The sequence below is a fragment of the Longimicrobium sp. genome (genome assembly GCA_036389135.1).
Taxonomy (GTDB): Bacteria; Gemmatimonadota; Gemmatimonadetes; order Longimicrobiales; family Longimicrobiaceae; genus Longimicrobium.
Genome location: DASVQP010000117.1, coordinates 67061 through 93807, shown reverse-complemented (window position 1 = coordinate 93807; position 26747 = coordinate 67061). Strand labels below are relative to the sequence as shown.

Genomic DNA, 26747 nt, shown 5'->3' with positions numbered 1-26747 from the left:
ACCCGCGAATCGGGTTGAGAAAACCATTGGACTCAAGTAGTTTACCCGCATGAAATCGAATGCGCTCGACCTTCTGGCAAGCGGCACCGTCCCGCTCTACCTTGCGCCCCAGGCAGGCGTCAGCGAGTCCCCTTTCCGCCGGCTCTGCCGCCGCTTCGGGGCGGACGTCGTCGTGTCCGAGTTCGTCTCCGCCGAGGGGATCCGGCGGCACGACCGGCGCACGCACGGCTACCTGCGTTTCAACGACGAAGAGCGCCCCATCGGCATCCAGATCTTCGGCGGCGATCCCCAGGCCATGGCCGAGGCCGCGGCGCTGGTGGAGGAGGTGTACGAGCCGGACTTCCTGGACATCAACTTCGGCTGCCCGGTCAAAAAGGTGGTGACCCGCAACGGCGGCTCCGGCTGCCTGCGCGACCTCGACCTGGTGCAGGCGATCATCCGCGCCGTACGCGCCGCCATCTCCATCCCCACCACGGTCAAGATCCGCAGCGGGTGGAGCGAGGATACGCGCAACCCCGTTGAGATCGCGCTGCGCTGCCAGGACGCGGGCGCCATGGCGCTGACCCTGCACGCCCGCAGCCGCACCCAGATGTACAGCGGTACGGCCAACTGGGACGAGATCGCCGCGGTCAAAGCGGCGCTCGACATCCCGGTCATCGGCAACGGCGACGTGTGGACGGGCGAGGACGCACGGCGCATGCACGATCACACGAAGTGCGACGGCATCATGATCGCCCGCGGCTCGCACGGGGCGCCGTGGATCTTTGGGCAGGCGCGCGCGGCGCTGGAGGGCCGCCCCGTCCCCGCCGATCCGGACCCGGTGGAGCGCTTCGGCATCGTCATCGAGCACGCGCGCCTGGCGATCGCGTGGGAGAGCGACGAGGAGAAGGCGATGGTGGAGTTCCGCAAGCACCTGGGGTGGTACACCAAGGGGTTGCCGAACGGGCGCCTCCTTCGCCAGGAGCTCTTCGCCGTCACGCGGATCGAGGAGGCGGAGCGGCTCCTGGAAGGCTACCTGCAGCAGACGCAGGAGGTAGCGGCGTGACGCCGGAGCGCCTGCGCGCGCTCCTGAACGAGGTCGCGCGGGGGGAGACGGCGCCGGACGTCGCGGAGCAGCGGCTGCGCTGGACCCCCGCCGAGGAGCTGGGCTTCGCCACGGTGGACCATCACCGAGCGCTGCGCCACGGCTTTCCGGAGGTGATCTTTGGGGCGGGCAAGACCCCCGACCAGCTCGCCGGCATCGCGGAGCGCATCGCCGTCCGCGGCGACGGGCTGCTGGCGACGCGCGTGAGCCCCGAGGGCGCCGAGCGGCTCGCGGCCGTGCTCCCGGGCGTGGAGATCAACGCGCTGGGCCGCACCGCCTACCTGCCGCCCGCGATCCCTGCGGGGCGTCGCACGCGCGGCCCCGTGCTGATCGTTACGGCCGGCACGAGCGATCTTCCCGTGGCCGAGGAGGCGGCGGACACCCTCCGCGCCTTCGGCAGCCCCGTGGAGCGGCTGACCGACGTCGGCGTGGCCGGGCTGCACCGCATCCTTTCCGCCGGCGAAGTCCTGCAGCGCGCGGCCGTCGTCATCGTGATCGCGGGGATGGAGGGCGCGCTTCCCTCCGTGGTCGGCGGGCTGGTGTCCGCGCCGGTGATCGCGGTGCCGACGAGCGTGGGATATGGCGCGGCGTTCGGCGGGCTGGCTGCGCTGCTCGGGATGCTCAACTCCTGCGCGTCGGGCGTGACGGTGGTGAACATCGACAACGGGTTCGGCGCGGCGGTCGCGGCCGCGCGGATCAACCTTCTGACCTCCTCCTGACGATCTCCAGCGCCTCCCGCTTCCCGGTGCTGCTCCTCGTGGCGGGCGTGGCCTACGTGGCCGCGCTCCTGGCCCCGCGCTGGCGTCCGGAATGGGGCGCGTGGGCCGCGGTGCCCGTGCTGGCCGGGCTCGCGGCCTGGGCGTACACCCGCTCGCCCCGCGCCCTGGCGGTCCTCGCCGCCTGGCCCGCGATCCACCTTCTGCTGCTCGCCACGGGCTCGCTCGCGTCGCCGCTGATCGCGCTGGCGGGCGTCTGGGCGTACCTCCTGCTGCGCGAGCGGGAGCCGTGGACGCGCCCCGCGGCCGCCGTCGCCGCGCTCCTGGTACCGCTCGTGGTGTGGCTGTTCGGGGGAACGGTGGAGTGGATGGATCTCCTTCGCCACGCGCTGGCGATGGGTGCCGGAGCGGCGCTCGCGCTCGTCTCCGTGCCCGCGCGCCGCACTCTCGCGGACCCGGAGGCGCCCGCCCGCAAGGCTGCGCGCACCGAGGCCGCCGTTTCGGACGCGGAGCTGACGGAGGCGGCGATGGAGCTGGTGCGCCGCGCCACGGACGCGCAGGAGGCCGCGCTCTGGAAGATGGATGCGGACGAAGGAACGGCGCAGCTCCGCGCCCGCGCCGCTCCCGACGGTGTCGCCGAGCCCGAGCCGCGCGTCTCGCTGGAAGGGCATCCCTTCCGCTGGGCGATCGACGAGCAGATGCCGGTGCACCTCCAGCGAGGACGGCGCGACCTGCCGTCGCCGTGGGCCGCGGAGATGCTCCTCGTCCCCGTGGAGCTCCCGCTGGGCGTCCTGGCGCTCGCCTATCCCGGCGTCGTCCCCCCCGGCGCCGAGGCGACCGCGCTGGCGGCGGCGAAGCACCTCTCCGCCCTCGTCTCGCTCCTGCGCATGCGCGCCGACTCATCGCGCTCCGAGGCGCGCACGGCCGCGTTGAGGACCGCCGTACTGGCGCTCCCGGGGGAGCTGGAGCTGGAGCCGTTCGCGCGGCAGCTGGCCGAAGCGGTGCGCGCCGGACTGGGTGCGGAGGGCGCCGCCGTGGCGCTGGCTCCCGGCGTGAGCGGGCCGTTCGGGCGCATCCTGCACATCGCGGCGGAGACGGGCCGCGCCCCGCGCGCCGCCGCCGAGTTCGGGGACGGGGATTCGCGGGTGGCGCTCAGCATCAAGCACGGGGTTGACCTGTCGTACCGCGACCTGCGCGGCGAGAGCGAGCTGCTGCCGCTCCTGGCGCCGGGCGAGATGTGGGTGTCGCCGCCGCGCTCCGCCGCCGTCATCCCGCTGGTGGCGGACGGGGAGCCCCTCGGCGCCGTCGTCGCGTGGCATCCGGACCCGGCGCGCTTCGGGCCCAAGGAGATGGAGCTCCTGCGCGACCTGCGCTCCATCGCGCCTCCACCTCTTCGCGGCGGGCTGAAGCTGGACCGGGTGGAGCAGCTCGCCGCCACCGATTCGCTCACCGGCCTGGCGAACCGCTCCACATTCGAGAGCCGCGCCTCCACCGCGGCCGCGTACTTCGACCGCTACGCGCGTCCGTTCAGCATGCTGATGCTGGACGTGGACTTCTTCAAGAAGTTCAACGACACGCACGGCCACGAGGTTGGCGACCGCGTCCTGAAGCACGTCGCCGACCTGCTGCGCGCCGGCGTGCGCGACGTGGACCTTCCTGCGCGTCTCGGCGGCGAGGAGTTCGTGGTGCTGATGCCGGAGACGTCGCTGCGGCAGGCGGGCGACGCCGCCGAGCGCATCCGCCGCAGCATCGAGGCGCGCCCCCTGATCTTCGGCGGGCAGCCGCTGCGAATCACGGCCTCGGTGGGCGTGGCCGCATGCCCCGAGTGCACCCCCACCGCCGCCGACCTCCTGAAGCTGGCCGACGAGGCGCTGTACCGCGCCAAGGCCGGCGGCCGCAACCGCGTGATGCTGGCGCCGAAAGCGGGGCGCGCGCCGGAAGTGGAGATCTGAGCGGGCCCCCTCCCCCGCTCGTCACCTCGCGGCCCCTCCCCCAATAACTACCTGGGGGAGGGGCGTTTGGCGGGCGTGGGTGCGGGGTGCCCGGGCCGGCGCCGGGGACGGGCACGGGCAGCCACGTGGGGCGGCCCCTACAGGATCTGTGGGCTGGGCAGCGGTCGAGGCGGGGGCGGGGGTGGGCGCGATGAATCGCGCCCCTACCGGATCTGCGCGCGGCGAGCGGAGTTCTCCCCCTCGCCCGCCCTGCGCCCCCGCAGGCGGGGGAGGGGGCCGGGGGGAGGGGGGCACGTGCGCCGGACCGATGCGCAGACCCCCTAACCCCTTGCCCCGCAACGGGATTGACACTCTCCGCCAAGCCGGTTAGATTACCTGCGTTGACAATTCGGGTCTGGGGATGACTGGCTTCGACGTGTGTGGTGAAGCCATGGCTGCGTGCCGAGGTCTCCGAGTGCCTCGTTAAATAAGCGGTAAAACCTGTAACTGCGAACGATAACTTCGCCCTGGCTGCGTAAGTAGAGTTCCCCTCGGGGAAATCCTTACCGCCCTTCTGCTGATCAGACCCGCTTGAGCCGGGTCAGCAGTTGTCGCAAATTCAAGCTGGCTTGCCCGAGCGTCGTGGTAGGGTAAGCGAGATTACACGACTGGTCTGGGATGGGCCTTCCACTGGCCGATGACCGGGCGAGGAGAAAAGAACAGTGGAATACGCACGTAGAAGTCGTGGGGGATCTGCAGGCGGACCCGGGTTCGATTCCCGGCATCTCCACTGATTCGAAAAAGCCGCTCCGGCACATGCCGGAGCGGTTTTTTCGCGTATACCGGACCCGCTACATGGTGATCGCCGCCAGCAGCATCGTCGCCGCGGCGCCGAGCCCCACGCCGAAGACGACGTACGCGAAGCCCAGCGCGAGGTACTTCGCAAAGGTGCGGACGATCCCCTGTCCGTAAACCCGCTTCATCGCCACGAATACGTAGACGAGCTGCCAGAGCCCGAGCGTCCCCAGGAGCAGCGGGAACTGGAAGAGCATCCCGACGGTGGAGAGCACGAACGCCAGCGAGTGCACGTGCAGCGCGAAGACGAAGTGCTCCACGAAGTAACGCCTCTGGCGGAAGTACAGCACCTTCAGAAAGAACGCGAAGAGCGGCATCATGAGGAACACGCCCTTGGGCGCGTTCTCCTCCATCGCCACGATCAGCGCCCGCAGCGCCTCGCCGGGGGGCATCCTCTTGAGGCGCTCCCCGGTGCGGGTGAGGCGGCGGTTCAGCGGCTTCAGCCAGCCGGGCACCGCCGCCGTGTCCTTCCAGGCGATGTTGATGTCCATCTCTTCGCGGGGCCGCGCGGGAGGCGGGGGCGGAGCAGGGAGCCCGCCCGGGTTCGCGGCCGCCGGGGCGGACACGCGCCTCACCTGCGCGGCGTCGTCGCGGGCGACCTGGTCCGCGATGATGTTGGCGTCGGCGGCGAGCGGGAGGAGGACGAAGAAGAGGACGGAGGTGACCAGGTACAGCCGGAACGGCGGCACGTATCGCACGATCCGCCCCTTCACGTACTCGGAGGTGAGGTGGCCGGGGCGGAAGAGGAGCGCCCCGACGGTGCGGGGCAGCGTCGCGTTGAGCGCGAGCTGGTCCTCCAGCAGCTCGAGCAGCATCCTCCGCAACGAGATCCTCACCTCCACCTTGCGCTGCCCGCAGGTGGGGCAGAAGGCGCTCACGGTGGGGTCGCCGCAGTTGAGGCAGGGCCGGGCCGGGGTGCGGCGCGTCTCCGGCGACCACCACCGCGCCTTCCGCTTCGGCGCGGCCGTCGGGTCGCCGCGCGCGCCCGGGCGATCGGCGACGGCGCTGCCGGATGGGACGGGTGGATCGGGCATGTGCCGGGGATCCGGGGGCGGAGGCTGCTCGGCTCGTGGGGAACCGTCCTGCAAGTATTCCGCCCCCCGTGGATGGCGGACGCACGAAGGCCCGGCCAGCGCGAAGCCGGCCGGGCCTCCGTTTTCAGCGTACCGCCTCGATCATGCGGGTTGGAAGGCGAACGGGCGCGCCGTCAGCACAGCGGCTCGGCCACGGCATGGTTCGTCGCCCACCAGCGTGAACCTCGCCTGGCCGTTGGTGACCTGCCAGGTGTAGGTGGCCGGGGTGGGGCAGGCCATCGGGCCGGATTCGCGGCCCGTGAACGTGAGCTGGTTTCCCTCGATCCGGTAGTTACCCTCCACGACCTGCCTGCCGTTGTGCATTCCAACGTAGTGATTGCCCTGGTGGAACTGGATCTCCCACGCGCCGGCCATCTGTGCCCGCGCTTCCTGCGGCACGCCGGCGGGGAATTCGGCGGCGGTGAGGGTCGCCGTCAGGTTGCCCGTCCTCCACGTTGCGGGCGCGGCCGCGGTGGGCTGCGGCGCGGGTGCCGGACCGTCGGTCGTGGTCGTCGCCGCGGGGGCGCACGCCATGGCCAGGGGGAGGAGAATTACAAAAGAGTTTCGCATCAGACCTCGGGGAACGGGTGGGATGACGCAGGAACTGCCACGGTCAATCTACCTCGTGTGTGCCCTTATACAATGATCTTGTTGCCCGAACCTCCTTCCACTTCAGCCAGCCCTTCTCCCGCGCCACCGGCCGCGCCGGCGGCCCCGTTGGCGGCGAGGCGCAGGACCTGGCGCACGCGTTCGCCAGGCACTTCCGGACGCCTGCTCCGCGCGGGCAGTGGCGGCCATGCGGTGGGTCGGTGAACATGTCCAGCCCGGTGGTCACGCCGAAAACGACCGCCTCGCGCAGCGCGTCGCCGCAGCTGTGCGTGTGCGGGTCTATCAGGCCGGCGAGGAGCGTCTTGCCGGTCGCGTCCACCACGGCGGCGCCCGCCGGCGTCCGCGCGCCATTCCCGGCCGTCACGACTTATGACAGACGTCATGTGAACCCCGACCCCTTGCCGGCTGGCCCGCAGCGTGCTCAACGTGCCGCGCAATGATTCCGGTCAGCAAGGGGGAGCGATGGAGGATGGTGCGGAGGTGCGTGGGGTGAACCCGGGAGGCGACCCGCCGGAGTGGGCGCTGGAGTACGATGCGCGCGAATATCCGCGCCACGCCGTTACGGGTGACGCGGTCGCCCTCGCGCTGGGCCGCGAAGGAGGCGCCACGCAGCTCCAGGCGCTCGTGGTGGTGCGCGGCGGCGAGCCGTTCGCCGGGCTCGACGCGTGGCCCGGCGGCTTCATGGACTGGGCCGGGGACCGCGACTCGCGCGAGGCCGCCCTGCGCGAGCTGCGCGAGGAGACCGGGTGCCCCGCGCCCGAGCACGTGGAGCCGCTCGGCAGCTACAGCACCAACGGCCGCGACCCGCGCCAGTTCGCCGGCGCGCGCGATCCCGGGACGGGTGAGTGGGTCTCGCGCGGCTCCCGCGTCACCACTAACGCCTACCTGATGCTGGTGCGGCGCGAGGGCGGCGGCTTCGACCCCCAGCACGGCGACGACGCCACTGACGCGCGCTGGGAGGACGTCTACACGTACTTCCCCTGGGAAGACCTGCGCTCCGCGGACGGGCGTGCGGCGGCGCAATCCGCTTTGCGCGCGCTCGATGATTGGGCGCGCGGCCAGGGCGGGGACCGAGCGGAGCGGGTGGAGTTCGCCTGGGGATTCGGGCTGCGCGAGTGGAACGAGGAGCGCGTCTCCGAGCGCTTCGCCCTGCTGCGGGAGGCGGGGCTGGTGGAGGAGGCGCATCGCGACACCTGGGGGCGCGTCACCGGTGACGGCGCAAAGGCGTTCGGGCGGCCGATGGCGTTCGACCACCGGGAGATCATGGCCGACGCGCTGGGCCGTCTGCGCGGCAAGATCAAGTACCTCCCAGCGGCGCTGATGGCGCTCCTGGGCGCCGAGTTCACGCTGGACGAGCTGCAGGCCGGGTGCGAGGTGATCGCGGGCAGGCCGTTGCACCGCGCCAACTTCCGGCGCGCGGTGGCCGCCGCCAAGGATCACCGCGCCACGCGCGCCCCCCGCATCGTGCACGGCACGGGGAAGCGGCGCACGCGCGACACCGGCGGGCCAGGCGTGCCACCGGAACTCTTCCGCTTCCGCGAAGACACGCTGCGCGCGCGCCTGGAGACCTCCATCCGGCTGCCGTGGCTCCCGCTGGAGGGCGGGGAAGAGGCGTCCGCCGCCGCGCGGGAAGCTTGACAGTGCGCAGCGCGAGTATTATTCTCGTTTTAAGAACGTTGTGACGCTCGCTTTTTTAGGTACATTCGTTCTCATCACGAGACACACGGCCGATACCATGACATCGCAATCACCCGCGGGGGACGCGGATCGCCAGGCGGAGCTTCACGAGGGGCTCGCGCGCTTCCCGGCCCGGCTCTTCCAGTTCGACCCGCGAATGGCCTCGGGCTGGCTCTCCGACCGCTACTTCGTGCGAACCACGGCCACGTTGCGCCACGCGGGGATCGATCCGGAGGTCACGCTCCAGGTCTTCGCCAAGAAGGGCGGCGTCCTGGCCGGCGTCTACGAGGCGCTCCGGCTACTCCAGACGCAGCTCGCGGAGGGCTGTGACCACACCCGCCTCACCGTCGACACCCTGCTGGAAGGCGACTCCATCAACGCCGAGGGCTCGGAATCGTGGGAGACGGTGATGCACATCACCGGGCCGTACCGCGCGTTCGGGCACCTGGAGACGCCGCTGCTGGGGGTGCTGGCGCGGCGCTCGCTCGTCGCCACAAACACGCGTGCCGTGGTAGAGGCGGCGGCGGGGAAGCCCGTCATCTTCATGGCCCCGCGCCACGACGATTGGCGCGTGCAGACGCCGGACGGCTACGCGGCGCAGATCGGCGGCGCACGCAGCGTGTCCAGCGACGCGGCCGGTTCCTGGTGGGGATCGCCGGGGGTGGGGACGATGCCGCACGCCATGATCGCCACCTTTGGCGGCGACACCGTGGCCGCCACGCTCGCCTTCGCCCGCTACCTGCGCGCGGAGGAGCCGGAGGTGCAGGTGATGAGCCTGGTGGACTACGAGAACAACTCCGTCCGCACCGCGCTGGAGGTGGCGCGGGCGATGCGCGCGGAGTTCGGCCCCGGCTCGCTGGCCGCCGTGCGCGTGGACACCAGCGAGCGGCTGATCGACGACTCGCTGATCGGCGACCCGGAGGTCTGGGGGCGCGCCTCCCTCACCGGCGTCAACGCGCACCTCGTGCGAAAGATGCGCGCGACGCTCGACGCGGAGGGCTTCCCGGAGGTCGGCATCGTGGTGAGCGGCGGCTTCAAACCGAACAAGATCCGCCAGTTCGAGGCGCAGCAGGTCCCCGTCGCCGCGTACGGCGTGGGGAGCAGCCTGCTGGGCCACAGCGACGGCACCGGCGGCCTCCTCAGCGACTTCGACTTCACCGCGGACGTGGTGCGGCTGGACGGCGCCGAGGCGGGGAAGGTGGGGAGGAGCTTCCGGTCCAATCCGCGGCTGGTGAGGCTGGATTGGGCGCGGGCGGGGTGAACGGAAGTGCTAAGTGCTAGGTGCTAAGTGCTTGGAGTGAAATAGAGTGCGAAGTGCAGTTCGCAACGACGATGAACATCCCTCTGGACCACGGGAGAGCGATATGACCACAGCGAGCGCAACCTCCACGAGCCGCCGGGAGATCCCCGCGACCCTCCGCATCGACGCGGAGGCGGAGCTGGCGGCGATGGCGGAGTGGCTGGCCGGCGTGGTGCGCGGGGCGGGGATGCGGCGGGTGGTGATGGGGCTTTCGGGCGGCGTGGACAGCGCCGTTGCGGCCATGGTGGCGGCGCGCGCGCTCGGCCCGGAGAACGTCGTCCTCCTCTCGATGCCGTACGGCAGCGGACGCCACGCGGCATCGGCGCCGGCGTCGCTCAATGACGCGCGCGCCGTGGCCGAGCGCCTGCCAGAGGCGGAGTGGCGGACGATCGACATCGCGGCGTCGGTGGACGCGTCTGCCGCGGCGTCGGGGCTGCACGACGTGCTCGCGGCCGATCCGTCCAACGTGCGCGCGGTGCTCGCGCTGGGGAACCTCAAGGCCCGCCATCGCGCCGTCACCCTCTACACGTTCGCCAACATGGCGGGCGACACGCTCGTCCTGGGCACCGAGAACCGCACCGAGAACCTCCTGGGCTACTTCACCGTCCACGGCGACGCGGCGAGCGACCTGGAAGTGCTCTCGCCCTTTCTCAAGACGGAGGTGTGGCAGCTCGCGGAGGCGTCCGGCGTCCCGTCCGTGGTGATCGACAAGGCGCCCTCCGCGGACCTGTGGCCGGGGCAGACGGACGAGAGCGAACTCGGCTTCACCTATGGCGAGGCGGATCAGGTGCTCGCGCACTACTGGCCGGCCTTCGGCGCCGCCCGCGCGCGCGGCGAGAGCCTGCCCGAGGGGATCCCCGAGTCCGTCGTCGCGGCGGTGCTGGCACGCGTGGACGCCACCGCGTGGAAGCGCGCCGCCAAGCCCGTATACCCGGGCCGGAGCGCGCGATGAAGGCCCGCATCGGCTGGGTGGTGGACGCGCAGAACGATTTCCTCCTGCCGCCGGAGCAGGGAGGGCGCCTGTACGTCCACGACCTTTTCGACAACGGAGAGGACGCGGGCGCCACGCAGGCGATCCCCGCCATCGAGCGGGCGGTGGAGTGGATGCGCGCGCGCTGCGACGTCATGGTCTACACGGGCGACTGGCACTCGTACGCGGACGAGGAGATCGACGCCGCGGCGCCCGACCCGTCGCGCGGCACCTATCCGCCGCACTGCATGGGCCTCTCGGACGACGCGGCCGAACGGGAGGGCGCGCAGATACTGGCCTCCATCCGCCCCGAGGACCCCATCGTCCTCTCCCGCGCCGCCACCCCCGAGGACGCCCGCGCCGCCGCGCGCCGCGCGGTAGCGACACGCAGGCCCGTCTTCATCCACAAAAGCAAGTTCGACGTGTTCGAGGGCAACCGCGCTACCGACGACCTGCTGCGCGCCCTTCGCGAAGAGCTAAGGAAGCCGGTGGAGGTGTTCGTGGCCGGCGTGGCGCGCGACGTGTGCGTCAAGCAGGCGGTGGAGGGAATGCTGGCGCCTCAACGGGCGCTCCCCGTGACCCTGATCAGCGACGCGACGTGGGGGCTGGGGATCGAAAAGGAGGAGGAGAGCCTGGCGCGCTGGCTCGCCTCCGGAGCGGCCCTCATGACCACGGCGGGACTCGCCATGCGCGACTCATGACGCCCCAGGAGCGCATCCGCATCACCAACGGCGACATCACAAAGGCGGACGTGGACGCCATCGTGAACGCCGCCAACACCTCTCTGCTCGGCGGCGGCGGGGTGGACGGCGCCATTCACCGCGCGGCAGGGCCCGAGCTCGTCGCCGAGTGCCGCATGCTGGGCGGCTGCCGCACCGGCGAGGCCAAGATCACGCGCGGCTACAGGTTGCCGGCGCGCTGGGTGATCCACACGGTGGGGCCGGTATGGCAGGACGGTAGCCATGGAGAGGACGAACTATTGGCCTCCGCGTGGCGCAATTCGCTCGCGATCGCGACGGAGCACGGGCTGCGCACCATTGCATTCCCGTCGATCAGCACCGGGGCCTATCGCTTCCCGCTGGCCCGAGCGGCGCGCATCGCAATCGCCACCGCGCTCACACACTTTCGCGAGAACGAGCTTCCGGAAGAGGTCACGGTGGTGTGCTTCGGGGACGAGGCATACCAGCACTACTTGACGGCACTCGCCGCCGCGGATTAAATGTTGCGTACCGGCAACATTGCGCGTCCACACGACCGCAACCCGGCCCGCAACGTGGAGCTCCGCCCGCACGACCGTGCGCGCGAAAGCCCCAGAACATGACACCCTATGACCGACCTGCGTGAAGTCAGAGCGCTGCTCGACGAGATCAACGCGGCGATTTCCAGCTACGACCCCGTGCTCAAGGAGCACGCGCGCGACATCCTCCTGCAGCGCGCCTTCCAGGGCGGAGGCCGCTCGTCCGCTGCCTCCGCGGGCGCCTCCACCGAGGAAAGCACGGCCACCGAAGAGCCCGTCAAGCGCCGTCCCGGCCGTCCCAAGGGCTCGGGAACCGGTCCGCGGCGGCCGGTGGCGCAGGTGGGCGCGCTGGTGGAGCAGTGGCGTCCGGAGACGATGGCGGAGCGCGCGCTGCTGGGCGCGTACGTGCTCTCCAAGGGCCGTCCGGACCGCACCGTCACCAGCCAGGCGATCAACGCCGAGCTGAAGCGCAACGGCCTGCCGGTTCCCAACATCACGCGCGCCATCGAGTCGAACCTGCGCTCGCGCCCGCCGCTGATGACGCAGAAGAAGAAGATGGGAACCACGCGGCAGGCGCGGAAGCAATACGCCATCACGCAGGAAGGCGTGGAGCACGTGCAGGCGCGCCTCGGGTCCGCGGGCGGCTCCAACGGCGCGGGCGACGAGGAATAGCGCGGCGCCATGCACTCGAACGCGCTCCGGCCTCGTCACTGGCCGGAGCGCGTCTTCTTCCCCTGACCCCGCCGCACCCCTGATGAGCAGACGTGTTCTGGTGATCGACGACGAGGACGACATCCGCGAGGTGGCGCAGCTCGCGCTGGAGGCGGTCGCCGGCTGGGAGGTGTTCAGCGCCAGCTCCGGCGCCGAGGGCCTCCGCGTCGCCGCGGAGCGCGTGCCCGACGCGATCCTCTTGGACGTGATGATGCCGGAGATGGACGGCCCCTCCACCTTTCGCGCGTTGCGGGCGCAACCGGCCACCGCGGAGATCCCCGTGATCCTCCTGACGGCCAAGGTGCAGGCCTCGGATCGCACGCGCTTCCAGGACCTGGGTGTCAGCGGCGTCCTCACCAAGCCGTTCGATCCGATGGAGCTCGCGCGGCAGATCGAGGAGGTGCTGGGGTGGTGAGGAGGCCCCTACCCCCGCTCGTCAACTCGCGGCCCCTCCCCCGATAACTACCTGGGGGAGGGGCCTTTGCATGGATTCGCGCGGGTGGCCGGCATCGGGGCGGGGGCGGGCACGGGCGGCCACACGGGGCCGCCCCTACGAGGGCATCGGTGTGCGCGAGGGGCGCGGATCAGCATCGGGCACGGGCGCGATGAATCGCGCCCCTACGGACCTGCGGGCAACGGGCAGATGCCGGCGTGCGCCCCTCCCCCAGGTTGTTTTGGGGGAGGGGCAGCGAGGAACGAGCGGGGAGGGGCCCGCGCCGTCTTGTCTCCCCCCCACCGCCCGCCTACATTGGCGCTCCTTTTCCCGGCCCCGGGGCCCGGAAGCGTGCACTGAACGTCTGGGGCGGATGGAGCGGCTCACGCGGGCGCGGCTGGACGAGATCCTGGAGCGCGGGCGCGGCCTTCGCGTGGTGGTCGTCGGCGACCTGATGCTGGACGTGTACCTCGTGGGCGCCGTGTCGCGCATCTCGCCCGAGGCGCCGGTGCCGGTGGTGCACGTCACCGAGGAGCGGACGGCGCTGGGCGGAGCCGCCAACGTGGCCGCCAACGTCGCCGCGCTGGGCGCCGCGTGCGAGGTGGTGGGCTACGTGGGGATGGACGCCGCCGGGGCGCAGATCCGCCGCGAGCTGGCGGAGCTGGACGGCGGCAAGGTGCACGCGCGGCTGGTGGAGCGCCCCGACCGCCCCACCACCACCAAGACGCGCGTGGTGGCGCGGCAGCAGCAGGTGGTGCGCTTCGACCGCGAGCGCGACGACGACCTCCCGGACGACTGCGCCGCCGAGCTGTGCGAGCACGTCCGCGCCGCCGTCGCCGCGTGCGACGCGCTGGTGCTGGAGGACTACAACAAGGGCGTCCTGGTGCCGTCTGTGATCCGCACGGCGCTGGACGCGGCGGAGGCGGCGGGGATCCCCAGCGTGGTGGACCCCAAGTTCCGCAACTTCTTTGCGTTCGGCGGCGCCACCGTCTTCAAGCCCAACGCGGTGGAACTGGGCACGGCCATGGCCAGCCCCGTGCGCGCCGGCGACGACGAGTGGCTGGAGAACGCGCGCACCCAGACCGGCGCCCGCCACCTCCTCCTGACGCTGGGCGAGGACGGGATGGCGCTGCGCTCGGAGGGCGGCAGCTCGTTCCGCATCCCCACGCAGGCGCGGGAGGTCTACGACGTTTCCGGCGCGGGCGACACGGTGACGGCGTTCCTGGCCGTCGCCCTGGCCGCCGGCGCGACCATCGAGGAGGCCGCCGTCCTCGCCAACCTTGCCGCGGGAATCGAGGTGGGGAAACCCGGCGTCGCCACCGTCGCCCCGGACGAACTGCGGGCGATGCTCGCCGACCGCGCGGAAGCCTGACCCCGAAGGCGCACTCACGCACTCACGCACCAACGCACTTCCAAGGCTATGACGTCTCTTCAAAAGGTCCACACCGACCAGGCGCCCGCCGCCATCGGCCCGTACAGCCAGGCCATCGTGGCCCGCGGCTTCGTCTTCACCGCCGGGCAGATCGCGCTTGACCCGGTGAGCATGCAGCTCATCGAGGGCGACGTGGTGGCGCAGACGGAGCAGGTGATGAAGAACCTGCGCGCCGTGCTGCAGGAGGCCGGCTCAGACCTGTCTGCGGTGGTCAAGACGACGGTGTTCCTGCGCGACATGAACGACTTCACGGCCATGAACGAGGTGTACGGCCGCCACTTCGGCGACCATGCCCCGGCGCGGTCGAGCGTGCAGGCCGCCGGCCTCCCGCGCAACTGCGCCGTGGAGATCGAATGCGTGGCGCTGGTGCTCGAAGCCTGAGGAGAGACATGGCCAATCCGCACATCTTCCGTCAGTACGACATCCGCGGCGTCGTAGGACCCGACGTCACCGTGGAGGTGGCCGAGCAGATCGGCCGCGCCTTCGCCACGCTCGCCATCCGCCGGCTGGGCAAGCCCCGGCCGACGCTGGCGCTGGGGCGCGACAACCGCCTCACCTCTCCGGACCTCGCCGCCGGCGTGCGCCGCGGGATGGTGGCCGCCGGCGTGCACGTGGTGGACGTGGGCCTCGTGCCCACCCCCGTGCATTCCTTCGCGGTGTACCACGGCGAGCTGGACGGCGGGCTGCAGGTGACGGGATCGCACAACCCGCCGCAGTACAACGGCTTCAAAATGACGCTCGGCGGCTCCATCTACGGCGACTCCATCCAGGAGGTGCGCCGCATGATCGACGAGAGCGACTACGAGAGCGGGGAAGGAAGCGTCGAGGAGCGTGACGTGATGGACGACTACGTCCGCTACATCGCGGAGCGCTTCACCATCGGCCGCAAGCTCAAGGTGGTGGTGGACTGCGGCAACGGTACCGGCTCCATCGTGGCCGAGCGCCTGCTGACGGCGCTTGGCGACAACGTGGAGGTGATCCCCATCTTCTGCGAGTCGGACGGCACCTTTCCCAACCACCACCCGGACCCGGTGGTGGACAAGAACCTGGTGGACATCATCGCCCGCGTGAAGGCGGAGGGCGCGGACCTGGGCGTGGCCTTCGACGGCGACGCGGACCGCATCGGCGCCATCGACGACCGCGGCGAGATCGTGCGCGGCGACACCCTCCTCCTGCTGTACGGCCTGGACCTGATCCAGCGCCGCGGGCCGGGGCAGAAGGTGGTGTTCGACGTGAAGTGCTCGCAGCTCCTTCCCGAGATGCTGGAGAAGGTGGGCGGCGTGCCGGTGATGAACGCCACCGGCCACTCGCTGATCAAGAAGCGGATGAAGGAGGAGGGGTCGCTGCTCTCGGGCGAGCTCTCGGGCCACATCATGTTCGGCGACAACTACTTTGGCTACGACGACGCCCTCTATGGCGCCGTCCTGCTGATCGACATCGTGGCGCGGCAGGGGCGTCCGCTCAGCGAGTGGATCGCCGAGTTCCCCGTCTTCGTCTCCACCGCCGAGCTGCGCTACCCGGCCACCGAGGAGACCAAGTTCGCCATCGTGGAGCGCGCCACGGCGCACTTCCGCAAGGACCACGAGGTGATCGACGTGGACGGCGCCCGCGTTCTCTTCGGCGACGGCTGGGGGCTGATCCGCGCCTCCAACACGGAGCCGGTGCTGGTGGCGCGCTACGAGGCCAAGACCGACGAGCGCCTGGAGGAGATCCGCTCCGAGATGGAAGGCTGGCTCGCCGGCGAGGGCATCGGTGGCCCCTCCGTCGGCCACTGAGCGCTCGTTCGCCTCGCCTTCAACGCACGCGCCGTCCCGCATTCAGGGGCGGCGCGTCGTTGCGGAAGAGAACAGATGGCCTCACACAGAGCCACAGAGGGGCACTACAAGAACAACGAAGGGCTTCTCTGTGCCCTTGCCTTTCCCTCTGCGTCTCTGTGTGATGCTTTTCTCCCAATGACTCCGCTCCGCATCCTCCGCATCCTGCTCGCGCTCGTGCTGCTGCTCGCCGGCGGGGCGGTGATGGCGTTCGGGGGGATGACGGTGATGTACAGCGATCCGCTCGCGACGTCGCTGATCGTGTTCGCCATCGGGCTGGTGCTGCTGGGGGTGGCGGTGTGGCTGATGCGGAAGCGGTCCGCGTAACACCCGGCGTTCGCAAGACGTTGCCGCGAATACATCCGCCCGCTATCATGCTGCGCCTTTTCGGCGGAAGTCCGGAGTGCGCGGCACGCACTCTTTTTCATCACCCGAACCGGAACTGTCCCGGTGAACATCCACGAATACCAGGCCAAAGAGCTCCTGGCCGCGCAGGGGATCCCCGTCCCCATGGGCGAGGTGGCGACCACGCCGGAGCAGGCCGAAGAAATCGCGCGCCGCCTGGGCGGGGCCGTGGTGATCAAGGCCCAGGTGCACGCCGGCGGGCGCGGCAAGGCGGGCGGCGTCAAGCTCGCCAGCACGCCGGAAGAGGCGCGCGAGAAGGCCGAGGCCATCCTCAAGCTGACCATCAAGGACCTCCCGGTGCAAAAGGTGCTCGTCGCCCCGGCCGAGGACATCGCGAGCGAGGCGTACGTCGGCATCATCCTGGACCGCGCCAGCCATGCGCCCGTGTTCATGGTGTCGGCGGCGGGCGGCGTGGACATCGAAGAGGTGGCGCACACCAACCCCGAAGCCATCATCAAGCTGCCGGTGGACCCGCGCTACGGCCTGCTTCCGCACCAGGCGTACGAGCTGGCCACGAAGCTGTATACGGACGTGAAGCAGCAGCGCGCGGCGGCCAAGATCATCCAGCAGCTCTACAAGGCGTTCATGGAGGCGGGCGGCTCGCTGGTCGAGATCAACCCGCTGATCACCACGCCCTCGGGCGAGGTCAAGGCGATCGACGCCAAGTTCAACATCGACGACAACGAGCTCTTCCGCCTGCCGGCCATCGAGGCGCTGCGCGACGAATCGTCCGAGGCGCCGGCCGAGGTGCAGGCGCGCGAGGCGGGGCTGACCTTCATCAAGCTGGACGGCAACGTCGGCTGCGTGGTGAACGGCGCCGGGCTGGCCATGGCCACCATGGACCTGGTGAAGTACTACGGCGGCGACCCGGCCAACTTCCTGGACATCGGCGGCTCGTCGAACCCGGAAAAGGTGGTCAACGCCCTCCGCATCATCACCACCGACCCGGCGGTCAAGGTCATCCTGTTCAACATCTTCGGCGGCATCACCCGGACGGACGACGTGGCGAACGGGATCGTGACGGCCACGCGGCAGCTGAACATGGACATCCCCATCGTCATCCGCCTGACCGGCACCAACGAAGAGATCGCCATCAAGATCCTGAACGAAGCCGGGTTCACCGCGCTTACCGACATGGACGACGCCGTGCAGAAGGCCGTCGCTTTGGCCAACGGGGAGGCCCAGTGAGCATCTTCATCGACAACGACACGCGCCTGGTGGTGCAGGGGATCACGGGCCGTGACGGCTCGTTCCACACCAAGCAGATGATGGAGTACGGCACCAGGGTCGTGGCCGGCGTGACCCCGGGCAAGGGCGGGCAGAAGTTCGAGGGGCAGGTGCCCATCTTCAACACCGTCGCCGAGGCGGTGAAGGAAGGCGGCGCGAACACCTCCGTCATCTACGTGCCCCCGGCCTTCGCCGCGGACGCGATGTTCGAGGCCGCCGACGCGGGGATCGACTTCATCGTCTGCATCACCGAGGGCGTGCCGGTGCTGGACATGACGCGCGTGCGGCCCTACGTGCTGGAAAAGGGGGCGCGGCTCCTGGGCCCCAACTGCCCCGGCCTCCTCTCGGCCGGCAAGAGCAAGGTGGGGATCATCCCGGGCCACATCACGCAGCCGGGCCCGGTCGGCCTAGTGTCCAAGAGCGGGACGCTGACCTACGAGGTGGTGTACAAGCTCAAGGGCGCGGGGATCGGCACCACGACGTGCGTGGGCATCGGCGGCGACCCCATCAACGGCACCTCGTTCATCGACTGCATCGCGGCGTTCGAGGCAGACCCGGAGACGACGGCGATCGTGATGCTGGGCGAGATCGGCGGGACGGACGAGCAGGAAGCGGCCGCCTACATCAAGGCCAACGTCACCAAGCCGGTGGTGGGCTTCATCGCCGGGCAGACGGCGCCTCCGGGGCGGCGCATGGGGCACGCCGGGGCCATCATCTCCGGCTCGGCCGGGACCGCCGAGGAGAAGATCCAGGCGTTCCGCGACAACGGCATCGGCGTGGCCAAGCGCCCCGTGGACGTCGTGGGGCTGATCCAGGAGGTACTCTGAGCCCCATGGCTCGTGAAGGGGGGCGCGAGGTGCGGCTGACGGAGATCCTCCGCCCCGCGCACGTCGTCGCCCCTCTTGCGGCCTCCACGGTGCACGAGGCGGTATCCCAGCTCGCGCGCCGCCTGATCGAAACGGGGGACGTGGCGCAGCCGGAGCGATTGGAGCGCCTCTTCACCGACCAGCACGTGCGGGACCTGATCCACATCGGCGGGCGGGTGCTGCTGCCGCACCTGCGCACGGAGGCGGTGGAGCGGCTGGTTGTGGCGCTGGGGGTGGCCCCGAAGCCGCTGCGCACCAGCGCCGACGACCCCAGCGGCGACGCGCAGGTGATGGTGCTGGTCCTCGCCCCGCCCGCCGCCGCGGACCCGTACCTCCAGACGGTGGCCGCGCTGGCTCGCGCCCTTCGCGACGACGCCACGGTGGACCACCTGGTGGCGGCGCGCAGCGCGGAGGAGGTGCTGGCGATCCCCGAGATCCTCGCCATCACCATCCAGCCGCGCCTGACGGTAAAGGACGTGATGACGCAGCGCGTCTACCGCGTCTCGCCGGACGACAGCGTGCAGGACGTGCTGGCCCTGGTCCGCCAGCACCACCTCCGCGCGATCCCGGTGGTGGGGGAGGGCAGGGAAGTGCTGGGGATGGTCACCGACCGCGACCTCCTGCGCCACTTCCTCCCGGGCGTGCAGAGCCGCGCCGTGAGCCCCTCCCCGGAGGAGATCCGCACCCTCCGCGTCCGCGACGTGATGTCGCGTTCCGTGATCTGCGTCTCCGAGGACCAGGCCCTCGCCGAAGTCACCTCCATCATGGTCTCCAAGGACCTGGAGCGCCTGCCGGTGACGAATGAAGGCAAGCTGACGGGCTTTCTGACGCGGGGGGATATACTTCGCAAGCTGTTCGCGTTCTGACAGAAGTGCTAAGTGCTAAGTGCTAAGTCCTGAACTGCACTACCCAGCACCTGGCACTTGGCACTTGGCACTTAGCACTTAGCACTTAGCACTTAGCACTTAGCACTTAGCACTTTCCCAAACCGACCTTTCACCTTCACGGATATCGAACCGCCATGCCCCGTACCTTTGCCATGATCAAGCCCGACGCCGTCCAGGCCGGCAACGTCGGGAACATCGTCGCACACATCCAGACGGCCGGGTTCCGGATCGTGGGGATGAAGCTGATGCAGATCAGCCTGCAGCAGGCGCAGCGCTTCTACGAGGTCCACGCCGGCCGCCCGTTCTACGGCGAGCTGGTCGAGTTCATGAGCAGCGGCCCCTCCGTGGTGCTGGCGCTCGACGCCGAGAACGCGGTGCAGAAGTGGCGCGACACCATCGGCTCCACCGACCCCGCCGAGGCCGCCGACGGCACCATCCGCAAGCTCTACGCGGAGAGCAAGGGCCGCAACGCCGTCCACGGCAGCGACGCCGACGACACGGCCGCCGCCGAGATCGCCTTCTTCTTCGCGGGCACCGAGCTGGTCGGCTGAGGCGCGCCACCGTGCCCAGTGGATGTGCCCCTTGCGCAAGCGGGGGGCACATCCGCATTTAGGGAGGCAGCTCAACCGTCACCCATCCACCGGCACGAATCGATGAACCTCCTCCTGCGCTGGATCGCGTCCGCACTGGCAGTGGCGGCCGCGGCGTACTTCGTCCCGGGAATCCGCGTGACCGGCGGGCTCCAGACGTACTTCGTGGTGGCGCTGATCCTGGGCATCGCCAACGCCGTTGCGCGCCCCATCGTCAAGGGGCTGGCGTGCGGCCTGATCGTGCTCACGCTGGGCCTCTTCCTCTTCGTCATCAACGCCGCCATGCTCTGGCTCACCTCGCTGGCGGCGCAGCACTTCGGCTACGGCTTCTACGTCGACGGCTTCGTCCCGGCGATCGTCGGCTCCATCGTCATCAGCCTGGTGAGCTGGGTCCTCTCGATGTTCCTGACGGACGACGACTGAACCGCGCCTCACTGGCTCGGACAACAGGTGCAGGCGCACGGACCCTGGCTCATGGCAGGGACGAAGACTCACAAATGAGGGCTGGGACCACGGTCTGCGTGGCTCAGCCCTCTTGTTTGGCACTCCGAGGGCGCGCTGGTATATTGGTTGTAGAGTGGTTGTGTGCTCCTTGTAACTGCCAGCCCACGATAACTACGGTGTGCATATGTCCGCGCCAGCCGTCCACGAACTCCCGGTGGTTGGTGTACGAACGCCAGAGATCGAGGAGCTCGTAAGCGAAATCCGGTCACGACTGAAAGCAGGCACATCTGCCCCGCCGGTGCGCAAGCCGAGGTCAGACCAGTCTCCGCAAGCACAAAGCGATTTCGGCCAGGGCGTATTCATTTCGTCTCCATGGCCTGGATTCGACCTGGACCTGGTCGTACTCGTGAACACTCTAAAGGGAGAAGGAAGCACCACACCAGGGGAGGTGTCGCGGCTGGTCCACAAAGCCCGTACCCAGAAGCCGGAGCGGAGCGTGGTCGTGCTGCTCGACGAGGAGGATGCGGAGGCTGTGCGCGCCGCTCGCGTAGCGGGAGCATTCGACTTCATAGGAGCGGACGAGATCAAGAACGTCGAGGCTGTTTTCTGGCGCTTGCACAACGCGACGCTCCTGGCCCGTGTGTTCGCCTCCGACCAGCCTTCGGCACCAGAGACGCCGCAGACCGTTCGCCCCCTGGCGGTGCGTAGATCGGCGCGGCTGAGCGCGGCCCGGATCCGCGAAGCAGACGCGGCCATCGATGCGGCGGTAGCCTCTCTGCCGCATGCGGAAGAGCGGCGCGCGCATGCCGCGGACCTGCTGAAGGTGATAACCCCCGAGTTCCGCGACGTGCAGTCTGGCAGGTTGGACGCCCGCAAAATCGCCGAAGACATGGAGATGTCCATCGCCGCGCTGGCGCGCGCAGCAGGCGTGTCGCAGCAGGCGCTTTCGTCGAAGCCGGACTCACCCGCTGCACAGGCGGGCCTGCTGCCGGTCGCGCGGCTCTCGAGCGTTCTGAATCAGCTATTCGTGCCCGAGCACAAACGCGTCTGGTTGCAAACCCCGCATCCTCGCTTTGGAGACCGGAGCCCGATTCAAGCCGTGGAAGCGGGTGAGGCGGAGCTGGTGCTCCTCAGTGTGGAGAGCGCGCGGGACGGGAGCCCTGACTGATGCCACCCGGCGGCGGGCCTCCCGCCGGACCGCTGACGCCGGAGCAGCGGGCGCAGCGGACCCTGGCTCGTCGGATCGCACGTGCCCCCGCTCGAAGAGATCGAGGCGACGCTGTGCCGCGCCATTCGCGAGATCCATCTCCGGAGAGATCCGCCCCAACCCCTGTACTATGAGGGGTCGCTGGAGGGAAGGCGCTACACGCCGCCAGCAGGTCCCGCCGGATTGTATCTAGCCACCGATCCATCCACCGCATTCGCCGAAATCCGCGATCTGTTGCAGGGACCAGGAGAACGCGCGCTCCCGTTGACTCCGCGTGATCCGGTCACACTGGTGTACGTCGAAGTCGATCTCGGGGGTGTGCTTGACCTCACGAATCCGGAGGTCCGGCGTCAGTTGCGTGTGAGCAAGCGCCAGATCCTTGCGGAATGGGAGCCGGCCATGCTCGCGTATCTAGGCAGCAAGGGCCCCATGCCTCTTACGCAGCGTATCGCGGAGGCTGCACACCTGTCTGGAGCCGTGAGCGGCATCCTCTACCCGTCCGCGCGGTGGGAGGGGGGGCGATGCCTGGTCATCTTCCCAGACCGCGTGCGGGTGGACGACCGCGTCCGGGCGTACGACACCACAGGGAAGCTCTCGCAGCGGCTCGCCCCCTCCGCTTGGTAGTGTTTTCGGGCGCGGGTGGGGCACAGACAGAGACACGGCGGCGACGAGAAGGATCGGCATCCATCGGCCGTGTTCCTCGGTGCCCTCTCTGTTCCTCCGTGTCTCTGTGTGACGCGCGGTTCTTGCACGTGCCGGAAACCGGGCGTTTGCTTGACAGCGCACGGACTTTGGGATACTTTTACGGTTTATGTTGAAGCTGAACCTGGCGGCGGTGGACCGCGAAGAAGTGGAGATCCACGAGCAGGTGGCGGCCGATGATCCCATGTGGGAAGGGTCGGATGTGCGCCTGGTGGAGCCTCTGCGAGTGGACCTCACCGCCCGCTCCGTGGGCGACGACGGCGTTCTGCTCCGCGGTCGCATCCAGGCGGTGGTGGAGCGCGAATGCCGCCGCTGCCTCACTGCCGTCCGCCAGCCGGTGGACGACACGGTGGACCTGTTCTTCGCCCCCATCGGCGAGGACGAAGACGAGCTGGGGGGCGAGATCTACCCCATGCCGGCGCGCGGGCAGGAGCTGGACGTGACCGAAGCGGTCCGTGAGCAGCTCCTCCTGCGTGCCCCACAGTACGTCGTCTGCAGCGAGGAGTGCCGCGGGCTCTGCCCGCAGTGCGGCACCAACCTCAACGAAGCGACGTGCGACTGCGTTTCCGAAGTGGCCCCGAGCCCGTGGGACGCGTTGAAGCAGGTAAAGTTCGACTAAACCCAGCACTCCGAGAGGGCTCCGATGGCCGTACCCAAGAGGCGCCAGTCCAAGCAGCGCCAGCGCAAGCGCCGCACCCACGTGAAGGCCTCCATGCCTTCCTTCAACGCATGCCCGCAGTGCGGCGATCCGCACCTGCCGCACCGCGTCTGCTCGAACTGCGGCTACTACCGCAACGAGCAGCGAATCGAAGTGGAAGAGTTCTAGGCCCCGCCCGAGAGCTCCGACATATATGCGGATCGCGCTGGACGCGATGGGCTCCGATCGTGCCCCGGCCGTAGAGGTCGAGGGCGCGGTCGGAGCTTTGCTTGAGCGTACCGACCTGCACGTGGTGCTCGTGGGCGACCGCGGGCTCATAGAGGCCGAGCTCGCGCGCCACCCGGACGCCCCGCGCGACCGGGTGTCCGTCGTGCACACCACCGAGGTCATCGAGATGGGGGACTCGCCCGCGCAGGCGGTGCGGCGCAAGCAGGACTCCTCCATCGTCGTGGGCACGCGGCTGCACAAGGACGGCGAGGTGGACGCCTTCGTCAGCGCCGGCTCCACCGGCGCGGTGATGGCGGCCTCGCTCTTCATCCTGCGCCCCCTATCCGGGGTGGACCGCCCGGCGATCGGCGCGGACCTGCCCTCCACCAGCGGGCGCTTCCTGCTGCTGGACATGGGCGCCAACGTGGACGTGAAGCCGCAGCACCTGCTGCAGTTCGCCCACCTGGGGCACATCTATGCCCAGGACCTGATGGGGATCGCCAGCCCGCGCGTGGGGCTCCTCAACATCGGCGAGGAAGAGGAGAAGGGGAACGAGCAGACGGTGGAGGCCTTCCAGCTGCTCAAGGGCGACCCCAACCTGGACTTCGTGGGGAACGTCGAGGGGCGCGACATCATCCGCGGCAAGTGCGACGTGCTGGTGTGCGACGGCTTCGTGGGCAACGTCCTCCTCAAGTTCTACGAGTCGATGTCGGGGTTCATGAGCGGCTTCCTGCGCTCGGCGATCCAGGAGCAGGGCGTGCAGCTCGACCTCGAGCTTCTCTTCCGTACGCTGGACTACACCCAGTGGGGGGGAGCTCCCCTGCTGGGCGTCAACGGCGTCACCATCATCTGCCACGGCGGGTCGCCGCCCATCGCGCTTCGCAATGCGCTCCGCGCCGCCGCCTCCTGCGTGGAGAGCGGGATGGTGGAGCACATCGCGGGGCGCCTCAACCGGCTGGCGGAGGCCACACCTGCATAATGACAGAAACCAAGCCGCGCTCGCGCCTGGTCTCCACGGGACGGTTCAACCCCGACCGCGTGATGACCAACCAGGAGATGGAGTCGCTCGTCGACACGAACGACGAGTGGATCCGCTCCCGCACCGGGATCCGGGAGCGGCGCATCGCCGACAAGGAGACCCACGCCTCCACCATGGCCGCGGCCGCGTCGCGCGTCGCACTGGAGCGCGCCGGGCTGGAGGCGACGGACGTGGACCTGATCCTCCTCTCCACCGCCACCCCGGACCGGCTCCTCCCCTCCACCGCGTGCGACGTGCAGGCGCTGCTGGGTGCGCGCAACGCCGGCTCGTACGACTTCGCCACGGCGTGCTCGGGTTTCCTGTACGGGCTCTCCATGGCGGACGCGCACATCACCGCCGGGCAGGCGGAGACGGTGCTGGTGCTGGCCACGGAGAAGATGTCGTCCATCATCGACTGGACGGACCGCACCACCTGCGTGCTCTTTGGCGACGGCGCCGGGGCGGCGGTGGTGCAGCGTGCGAACGACGACGGGCGCGGCATCCTCAGCGGCTACATGAAGAGCGACGGCACGCTGGCCGAGCTGCTGTGGCGCCCGGGTGGCGGCTCGCGCGTACCGCTGGACGCCATGGTGCTGGACGAGCGCTCGCACTACGTGAAGATGGCGGGGCCGGAGGTGTTCAAGTCCGCCGTGCGCGCCATGTGCGAGGCCGCCGAAACGGCGCTGAACCGCGCCGGGGTGACGGCCGAGGAGATCGACCTCATGGTCCCGCACCAGGCGAACATGCGCATCATCGAGGCGACGGCCAAGTACGCCGGCATCCCGATGGACAAGGTGTTCGTGAACGTGGACCGCTACGGCAACATGAGCTCCGCGTCGATTCCGGTCGCGCTGGACGAGGCGGTGGAGCAGGGGCGCGCCGGGCCGGGGTCGCTGGTGCTGATGGTGGCGTTCGGCGCCGGCTTCACCTGGGCCGCCAACGTGGTGCGCCTGTGACGGGCGAGCGCATCGGCCTCCTCTTCCCCGGCCAGGGGTCGCAGGCGGTGGGGATGGGGCGCGACCTGGCGGAGCGCTTTCCCGAGGCGCGCGCCATCTTCCAGGAAGCGGATGAGGCCCTCGGCTTCGCGCTGACGCGGGTGATGTGGGAAGGGCCGGACGAGGAGCTGACTCTCACGCGCAACACGCAGCCCGCCCTGCTGACGCACAGCGCGGCCGTGTGGGCCGTGCTCCGCGCGCAGGGTGTGGAGGCGGTGTGCGCCGCCGGCCACTCGCTGGGCGAGTTCAGCGCCTACCACGCCGCGGGCTCGCTCTCCTTTGCGGATGCGGTGCGCGCCGTGCGCAGGCGCGGCGAGCTGATGTACGAAGCCGGGCAGGCGCGGCCGGGGACGATGGCGGCCGTGCTGGGGCTGGACGACGAGATCGTGGAAGGGGTCTGCCGCGAGGCGAGCAGCGAGGGCAGCGTGGTTGTGGCCGCCAACTTCAACGCGCCGGGCCAGGTGGTGGTCTCGGGCGACGTGGCGGCGGTGGAGCGCGTGTCGCCCATGCTGGTGGCCGCCGGGGCGAAGAAGGTGGCCGCGCTCAACGTGAGCGGCGCCTTCCACTCGCCGCTGATGGCGCCCGCCGAGGCGGGGCTTACCGAGCAGCTGGAGGCGGCGGAGTTCGGCGCCCCAACCTTCCCGGTGGCCTCCAACGTCGACGCCACGCCGGTCACGGACCCGGTGGAGGCGCGCGCGCTGCTGGTGAGGCAGCTCACCTCTTCGGTGCGCTGGACGCAGTGCGTGCGCACGATGCTGGGGCTGGGCGTGACGCAGTTCCTGGAGGTGGGCACCGGCAAGGTGCTCACCGGGATGCTGAAGCGGATCGATCCGGCGGCGTCGGGGCGGGGGACCGCCCTGGGGACCGCCGATCAGATTGAGGCTTACCTGGGCACGGGGGCGTGATGGCGGAGCTTCAGGGGCAGGTGGCGCTGGTCACCGGCGGATCGCGCGGGATCGGGCTGGGGATCGCGCGCGAGCTGGCGGATGCCGGCGCGCGCGTGGCGGTGGTGGCGCGCGACGGCGCCCGCGCCGAGGCGGTGGCGGCCGAGCTGCCGGGCGAGGGGCACCGCGGCTACGGCTGCGACGTGGCCGACCCGGAGGCGACCGCCGCGCTGGTCAAGCGCGTGGAAGAGGAGCTGGGACCGCTGGACGTGCTGGTGAACAACGCCGGCGTTACGCGCGACAACCTCCTGATGCGCATCAAGGACGACGATTGGACCGCGGTGATGGACACCAACCTGCGGGGTGCCTTCAACCTCATTCGCGCCGCGTCGCGCGGGATGATGAAGCGCCGCTCGGGGCGGATCGTGAACATCAGCAGCGTGGTGGGGATCACGGGCAACAAGGGGCAGGCCAACTACGCCGCCTCCAAGGCCGGGCTCATCGGGCTCACCAAGTCGGTGGCCAAGGAGCTCGGATCGCGCGGGGTTCTGGTCAACGCCGTCGCGCCGGGGTACATTGAGACGGACATGACCTCCGACCTGCCCGAAGCGGCGCGCACCGCGCTCTCCTCGCAGATCGCGCTGGAGCGGCTGGGCCGGCCGGAGGACATCGCGCCGGTGGTACGCTTCCTGGCGGGGCCGGGCGCATCGTACATCACCGGGCAGGTGGTGGTGGTGGACGGCGGGATGGTGATGTAGGACCGGCGGGGTGGCGCCGACGCGCGCGGCCTGCGCGCCCGCCGCCCCAGATCGTGG

General features: G+C 70.1%; 30 protein-coding genes and 1 other RNA gene. 28 read left to right on the top strand and 3 right to left on the bottom strand.

All coding sequences use genetic code 11. The features are described from left to right. The first annotated feature begins 49 nt into the window (after positions 1 to 49). From dusB to ssrA, 4 genes are all read left to right on the top strand, one after another. Positions 50 to 1045: a tRNA dihydrouridine synthase DusB gene (gene dusB, locus VF584_23620; GenBank protein HEX8213184.1), complete on the top strand. Its 996-nt coding sequence runs from the start codon at positions 50 to 52 to the stop codon at positions 1043 to 1045. After that, positions 1042 to 1803, top strand: coding sequence for a nickel pincer cofactor biosynthesis protein LarB (larB, locus tag VF584_23615; protein HEX8213183.1), 762 nt, complete (start codon positions 1042 to 1044; stop codon positions 1801 to 1803). Before dusB ends, larB begins: the two co-directional genes overlap by 4 nt. A 26-nt stretch (positions 1804 to 1829) precedes the next feature. Continuing rightward, positions 1830 to 3752, top strand: a complete 1923-nt coding sequence (locus VF584_23610) for a sensor domain-containing diguanylate cyclase (protein HEX8213182.1) — start codon at positions 1830 to 1832, stop codon at positions 3750 to 3752. Between the two features lie 396 nt (positions 3753 to 4148). Then, positions 4149 to 4524: a transfer-messenger RNA gene (gene ssrA, locus VF584_23605) on the top strand. A 58-nt stretch (positions 4525 to 4582) separates the two neighbouring features. Here the strand turns inward: ssrA and VF584_23600 are convergent. The 3 genes from VF584_23600 to VF584_23590 all read right to left on the bottom strand — a co-directional run bounded on the left by VF584_23600 (position 4583) and on the right by VF584_23590 (position 6587). Further along, positions 4583 to 5620: a DUF3667 domain-containing protein gene (locus VF584_23600; GenBank protein ID HEX8213181.1), complete on the bottom strand. Its 1038-nt coding sequence runs from the start codon at positions 5618 to 5620 to the stop codon at positions 4583 to 4585. 141 nt (positions 5621 to 5761) lie between these two features. Further along, positions 5762 to 6229 carry a hypothetical protein gene (locus VF584_23595; GenBank protein ID HEX8213180.1) on the bottom strand — a complete coding sequence of 156 codons (468 nt, stop codon included), beginning with the start codon at positions 6227 to 6229 and terminating at the stop codon, positions 5762 to 5764. Positions 6230 to 6272: 43 nt separating this feature from the next. Next, positions 6273 to 6587, bottom strand: a complete 315-nt coding sequence (locus tag VF584_23590; GenBank protein HEX8213179.1) for a hypothetical protein — start codon at positions 6585 to 6587, stop codon at positions 6273 to 6275. Between the two features lie 143 nt (positions 6588 to 6730). Here VF584_23590 and VF584_23585 point away from each other — a divergent pair, with 143 nt between their 5' ends. The 24 genes from VF584_23585 (at position 6731) to fabG (ending at position 26690) form a co-directional block, all read left to right on the top strand. Continuing rightward, positions 6731 to 7906, top strand: coding sequence for an NUDIX domain-containing protein (locus tag VF584_23585; GenBank protein ID HEX8213178.1), 1176 nt, complete (start codon positions 6731 to 6733; stop codon positions 7904 to 7906). Between the two features lie 97 nt (positions 7907 to 8003). Next, the gene (locus VF584_23580) at positions 8004 to 9206 is read left to right on the top strand and encodes a hypothetical protein (protein HEX8213177.1); all 1203 of its coding nucleotides are present in this window, start codon (positions 8004 to 8006) and stop codon (positions 9204 to 9206) included. A 103-nt stretch (positions 9207 to 9309) separates the two neighbouring features. Next, the gene (nadE, locus tag VF584_23575; protein ID HEX8213176.1) at positions 9310 to 10197 is read left to right on the top strand and encodes an NAD(+) synthase; all 888 of its coding nucleotides are present in this window, start codon (positions 9310 to 9312) and stop codon (positions 10195 to 10197) included. Beyond that, positions 10194 to 10916 (top strand): cysteine hydrolase family protein, encoded by a 723-nt coding sequence (locus VF584_23570; protein HEX8213175.1) that lies wholly within the window; start codon positions 10194 to 10196, stop codon positions 10914 to 10916. The genes nadE and VF584_23570 overlap by 4 nt, the downstream gene beginning before the upstream one ends. Beyond that, complete coding sequence (locus VF584_23565; protein HEX8213174.1) at positions 10913 to 11434, top strand: O-acetyl-ADP-ribose deacetylase; 522 nt, start codon at positions 10913 to 10915, stop codon at positions 11432 to 11434. Before VF584_23570 ends, VF584_23565 begins: the two co-directional genes overlap by 4 nt. 108 nt (positions 11435 to 11542) lie before the next feature. Next, complete coding sequence (locus tag VF584_23560) at positions 11543 to 12124, top strand: hypothetical protein (GenBank protein HEX8213173.1); 582 nt, start codon at positions 11543 to 11545, stop codon at positions 12122 to 12124. 82 nt (positions 12125 to 12206) lie between these two features. After that, a complete protein-coding gene (locus VF584_23555) occupies positions 12207 to 12578 on the top strand; it encodes a response regulator (GenBank protein HEX8213172.1) in 372 nt (123 codons plus the stop codon). Between the two features lie 391 nt (positions 12579 to 12969). Continuing rightward, positions 12970 to 13968, top strand: a complete 999-nt coding sequence (locus VF584_23550) for a bifunctional ADP-heptose synthase (GenBank protein ID HEX8213171.1) — start codon at positions 12970 to 12972, stop codon at positions 13966 to 13968. Positions 13969 to 14016: 48 nt separating this feature from the next. Continuing rightward, positions 14017 to 14409, top strand: a complete 393-nt coding sequence (locus VF584_23545) for a RidA family protein (protein ID HEX8213170.1) — start codon at positions 14017 to 14019, stop codon at positions 14407 to 14409. 8 nt (positions 14410 to 14417) lie between these two features. Next, complete coding sequence (locus tag VF584_23540) at positions 14418 to 15803, top strand: phosphomannomutase/phosphoglucomutase (protein ID HEX8213169.1); 1386 nt, start codon at positions 14418 to 14420, stop codon at positions 15801 to 15803. Positions 15804 to 15980: 177 nt separating this feature from the next. Continuing rightward, positions 15981 to 16169, top strand: a complete 189-nt coding sequence (locus VF584_23535) for a hypothetical protein (protein ID HEX8213168.1) — start codon at positions 15981 to 15983, stop codon at positions 16167 to 16169. 123 nt (positions 16170 to 16292) lie between these two features. Continuing rightward, on the top strand, positions 16293 to 17435 hold the full coding sequence (gene sucC, locus VF584_23530) for an ADP-forming succinate--CoA ligase subunit beta (protein ID HEX8213167.1): 1143 nt from the start codon (positions 16293 to 16295) through the stop codon (positions 17433 to 17435). Further along, positions 17432 to 18301 carry a succinate--CoA ligase subunit alpha gene (gene sucD / locus VF584_23525; GenBank protein HEX8213166.1) on the top strand — a complete coding sequence of 290 codons (870 nt, stop codon included), beginning with the start codon at positions 17432 to 17434 and terminating at the stop codon, positions 18299 to 18301. Before sucC ends, sucD begins: the two co-directional genes overlap by 4 nt. Positions 18302 to 18306: 5 nt before the next feature. After that, positions 18307 to 19206 carry a CBS domain-containing protein gene (locus VF584_23520; protein HEX8213165.1) on the top strand — a complete coding sequence of 300 codons (900 nt, stop codon included), beginning with the start codon at positions 18307 to 18309 and terminating at the stop codon, positions 19204 to 19206. A 155-nt stretch (positions 19207 to 19361) separates the two neighbouring features. Beyond that, positions 19362 to 19778: a nucleoside-diphosphate kinase gene (gene ndk / locus VF584_23515; protein ID HEX8213164.1), complete on the top strand. Its 417-nt coding sequence runs from the start codon at positions 19362 to 19364 to the stop codon at positions 19776 to 19778. A 102-nt stretch (positions 19779 to 19880) separates the two neighbouring features. Next, entirely contained in the window at positions 19881 to 20240 is a 360-nt protein-coding gene (locus VF584_23510; GenBank protein ID HEX8213163.1) for a phage holin family protein, read from the top strand. A gap of 523 nt (positions 20241 to 20763) precedes the next feature. Continuing rightward, complete coding sequence (locus VF584_23505) at positions 20764 to 21429, top strand: hypothetical protein (protein HEX8213162.1); 666 nt, start codon at positions 20764 to 20766, stop codon at positions 21427 to 21429. Positions 21430 to 21510: 81 nt separating this feature from the next. Further along, positions 21511 to 22092: an RES family NAD+ phosphorylase gene (locus tag VF584_23500; protein ID HEX8213161.1), complete on the top strand. Its 582-nt coding sequence runs from the start codon at positions 21511 to 21513 to the stop codon at positions 22090 to 22092. A 187-nt stretch (positions 22093 to 22279) separates the two neighbouring features. Then, the gene (locus VF584_23495; protein ID HEX8213160.1) at positions 22280 to 22789 is read left to right on the top strand and encodes a DUF177 domain-containing protein; all 510 of its coding nucleotides are present in this window, start codon (positions 22280 to 22282) and stop codon (positions 22787 to 22789) included. A gap of 24 nt (positions 22790 to 22813) precedes the next feature. Next, positions 22814 to 22996: a 50S ribosomal protein L32 gene (gene rpmF, locus VF584_23490; GenBank protein HEX8213159.1), complete on the top strand. Its 183-nt coding sequence runs from the start codon at positions 22814 to 22816 to the stop codon at positions 22994 to 22996. Positions 22997 to 23021: 25 nt separating this feature from the next. Continuing rightward, positions 23022 to 24014: a phosphate acyltransferase PlsX gene (gene plsX / locus VF584_23485; protein HEX8213158.1), complete on the top strand. Its 993-nt coding sequence runs from the start codon at positions 23022 to 23024 to the stop codon at positions 24012 to 24014. Further along, positions 24014 to 25009, top strand: a complete 996-nt coding sequence (locus VF584_23480; GenBank protein HEX8213157.1) for a beta-ketoacyl-ACP synthase III — start codon at positions 24014 to 24016, stop codon at positions 25007 to 25009. The genes plsX and VF584_23480 overlap by 1 nt, the downstream gene beginning before the upstream one ends. Next, entirely contained in the window at positions 25006 to 25953 is a 948-nt protein-coding gene (gene fabD / locus VF584_23475; protein HEX8213156.1) for an ACP S-malonyltransferase, read from the top strand. Before VF584_23480 ends, fabD begins: the two co-directional genes overlap by 4 nt. After that, positions 25953 to 26690, top strand: a complete 738-nt coding sequence (fabG, locus tag VF584_23470) for a 3-oxoacyl-ACP reductase FabG (protein HEX8213155.1) — start codon at positions 25953 to 25955, stop codon at positions 26688 to 26690. Before fabD ends, fabG begins: the two co-directional genes overlap by 1 nt. The last annotated feature ends 57 nt before the right edge of the window (positions 26691 to 26747 follow it).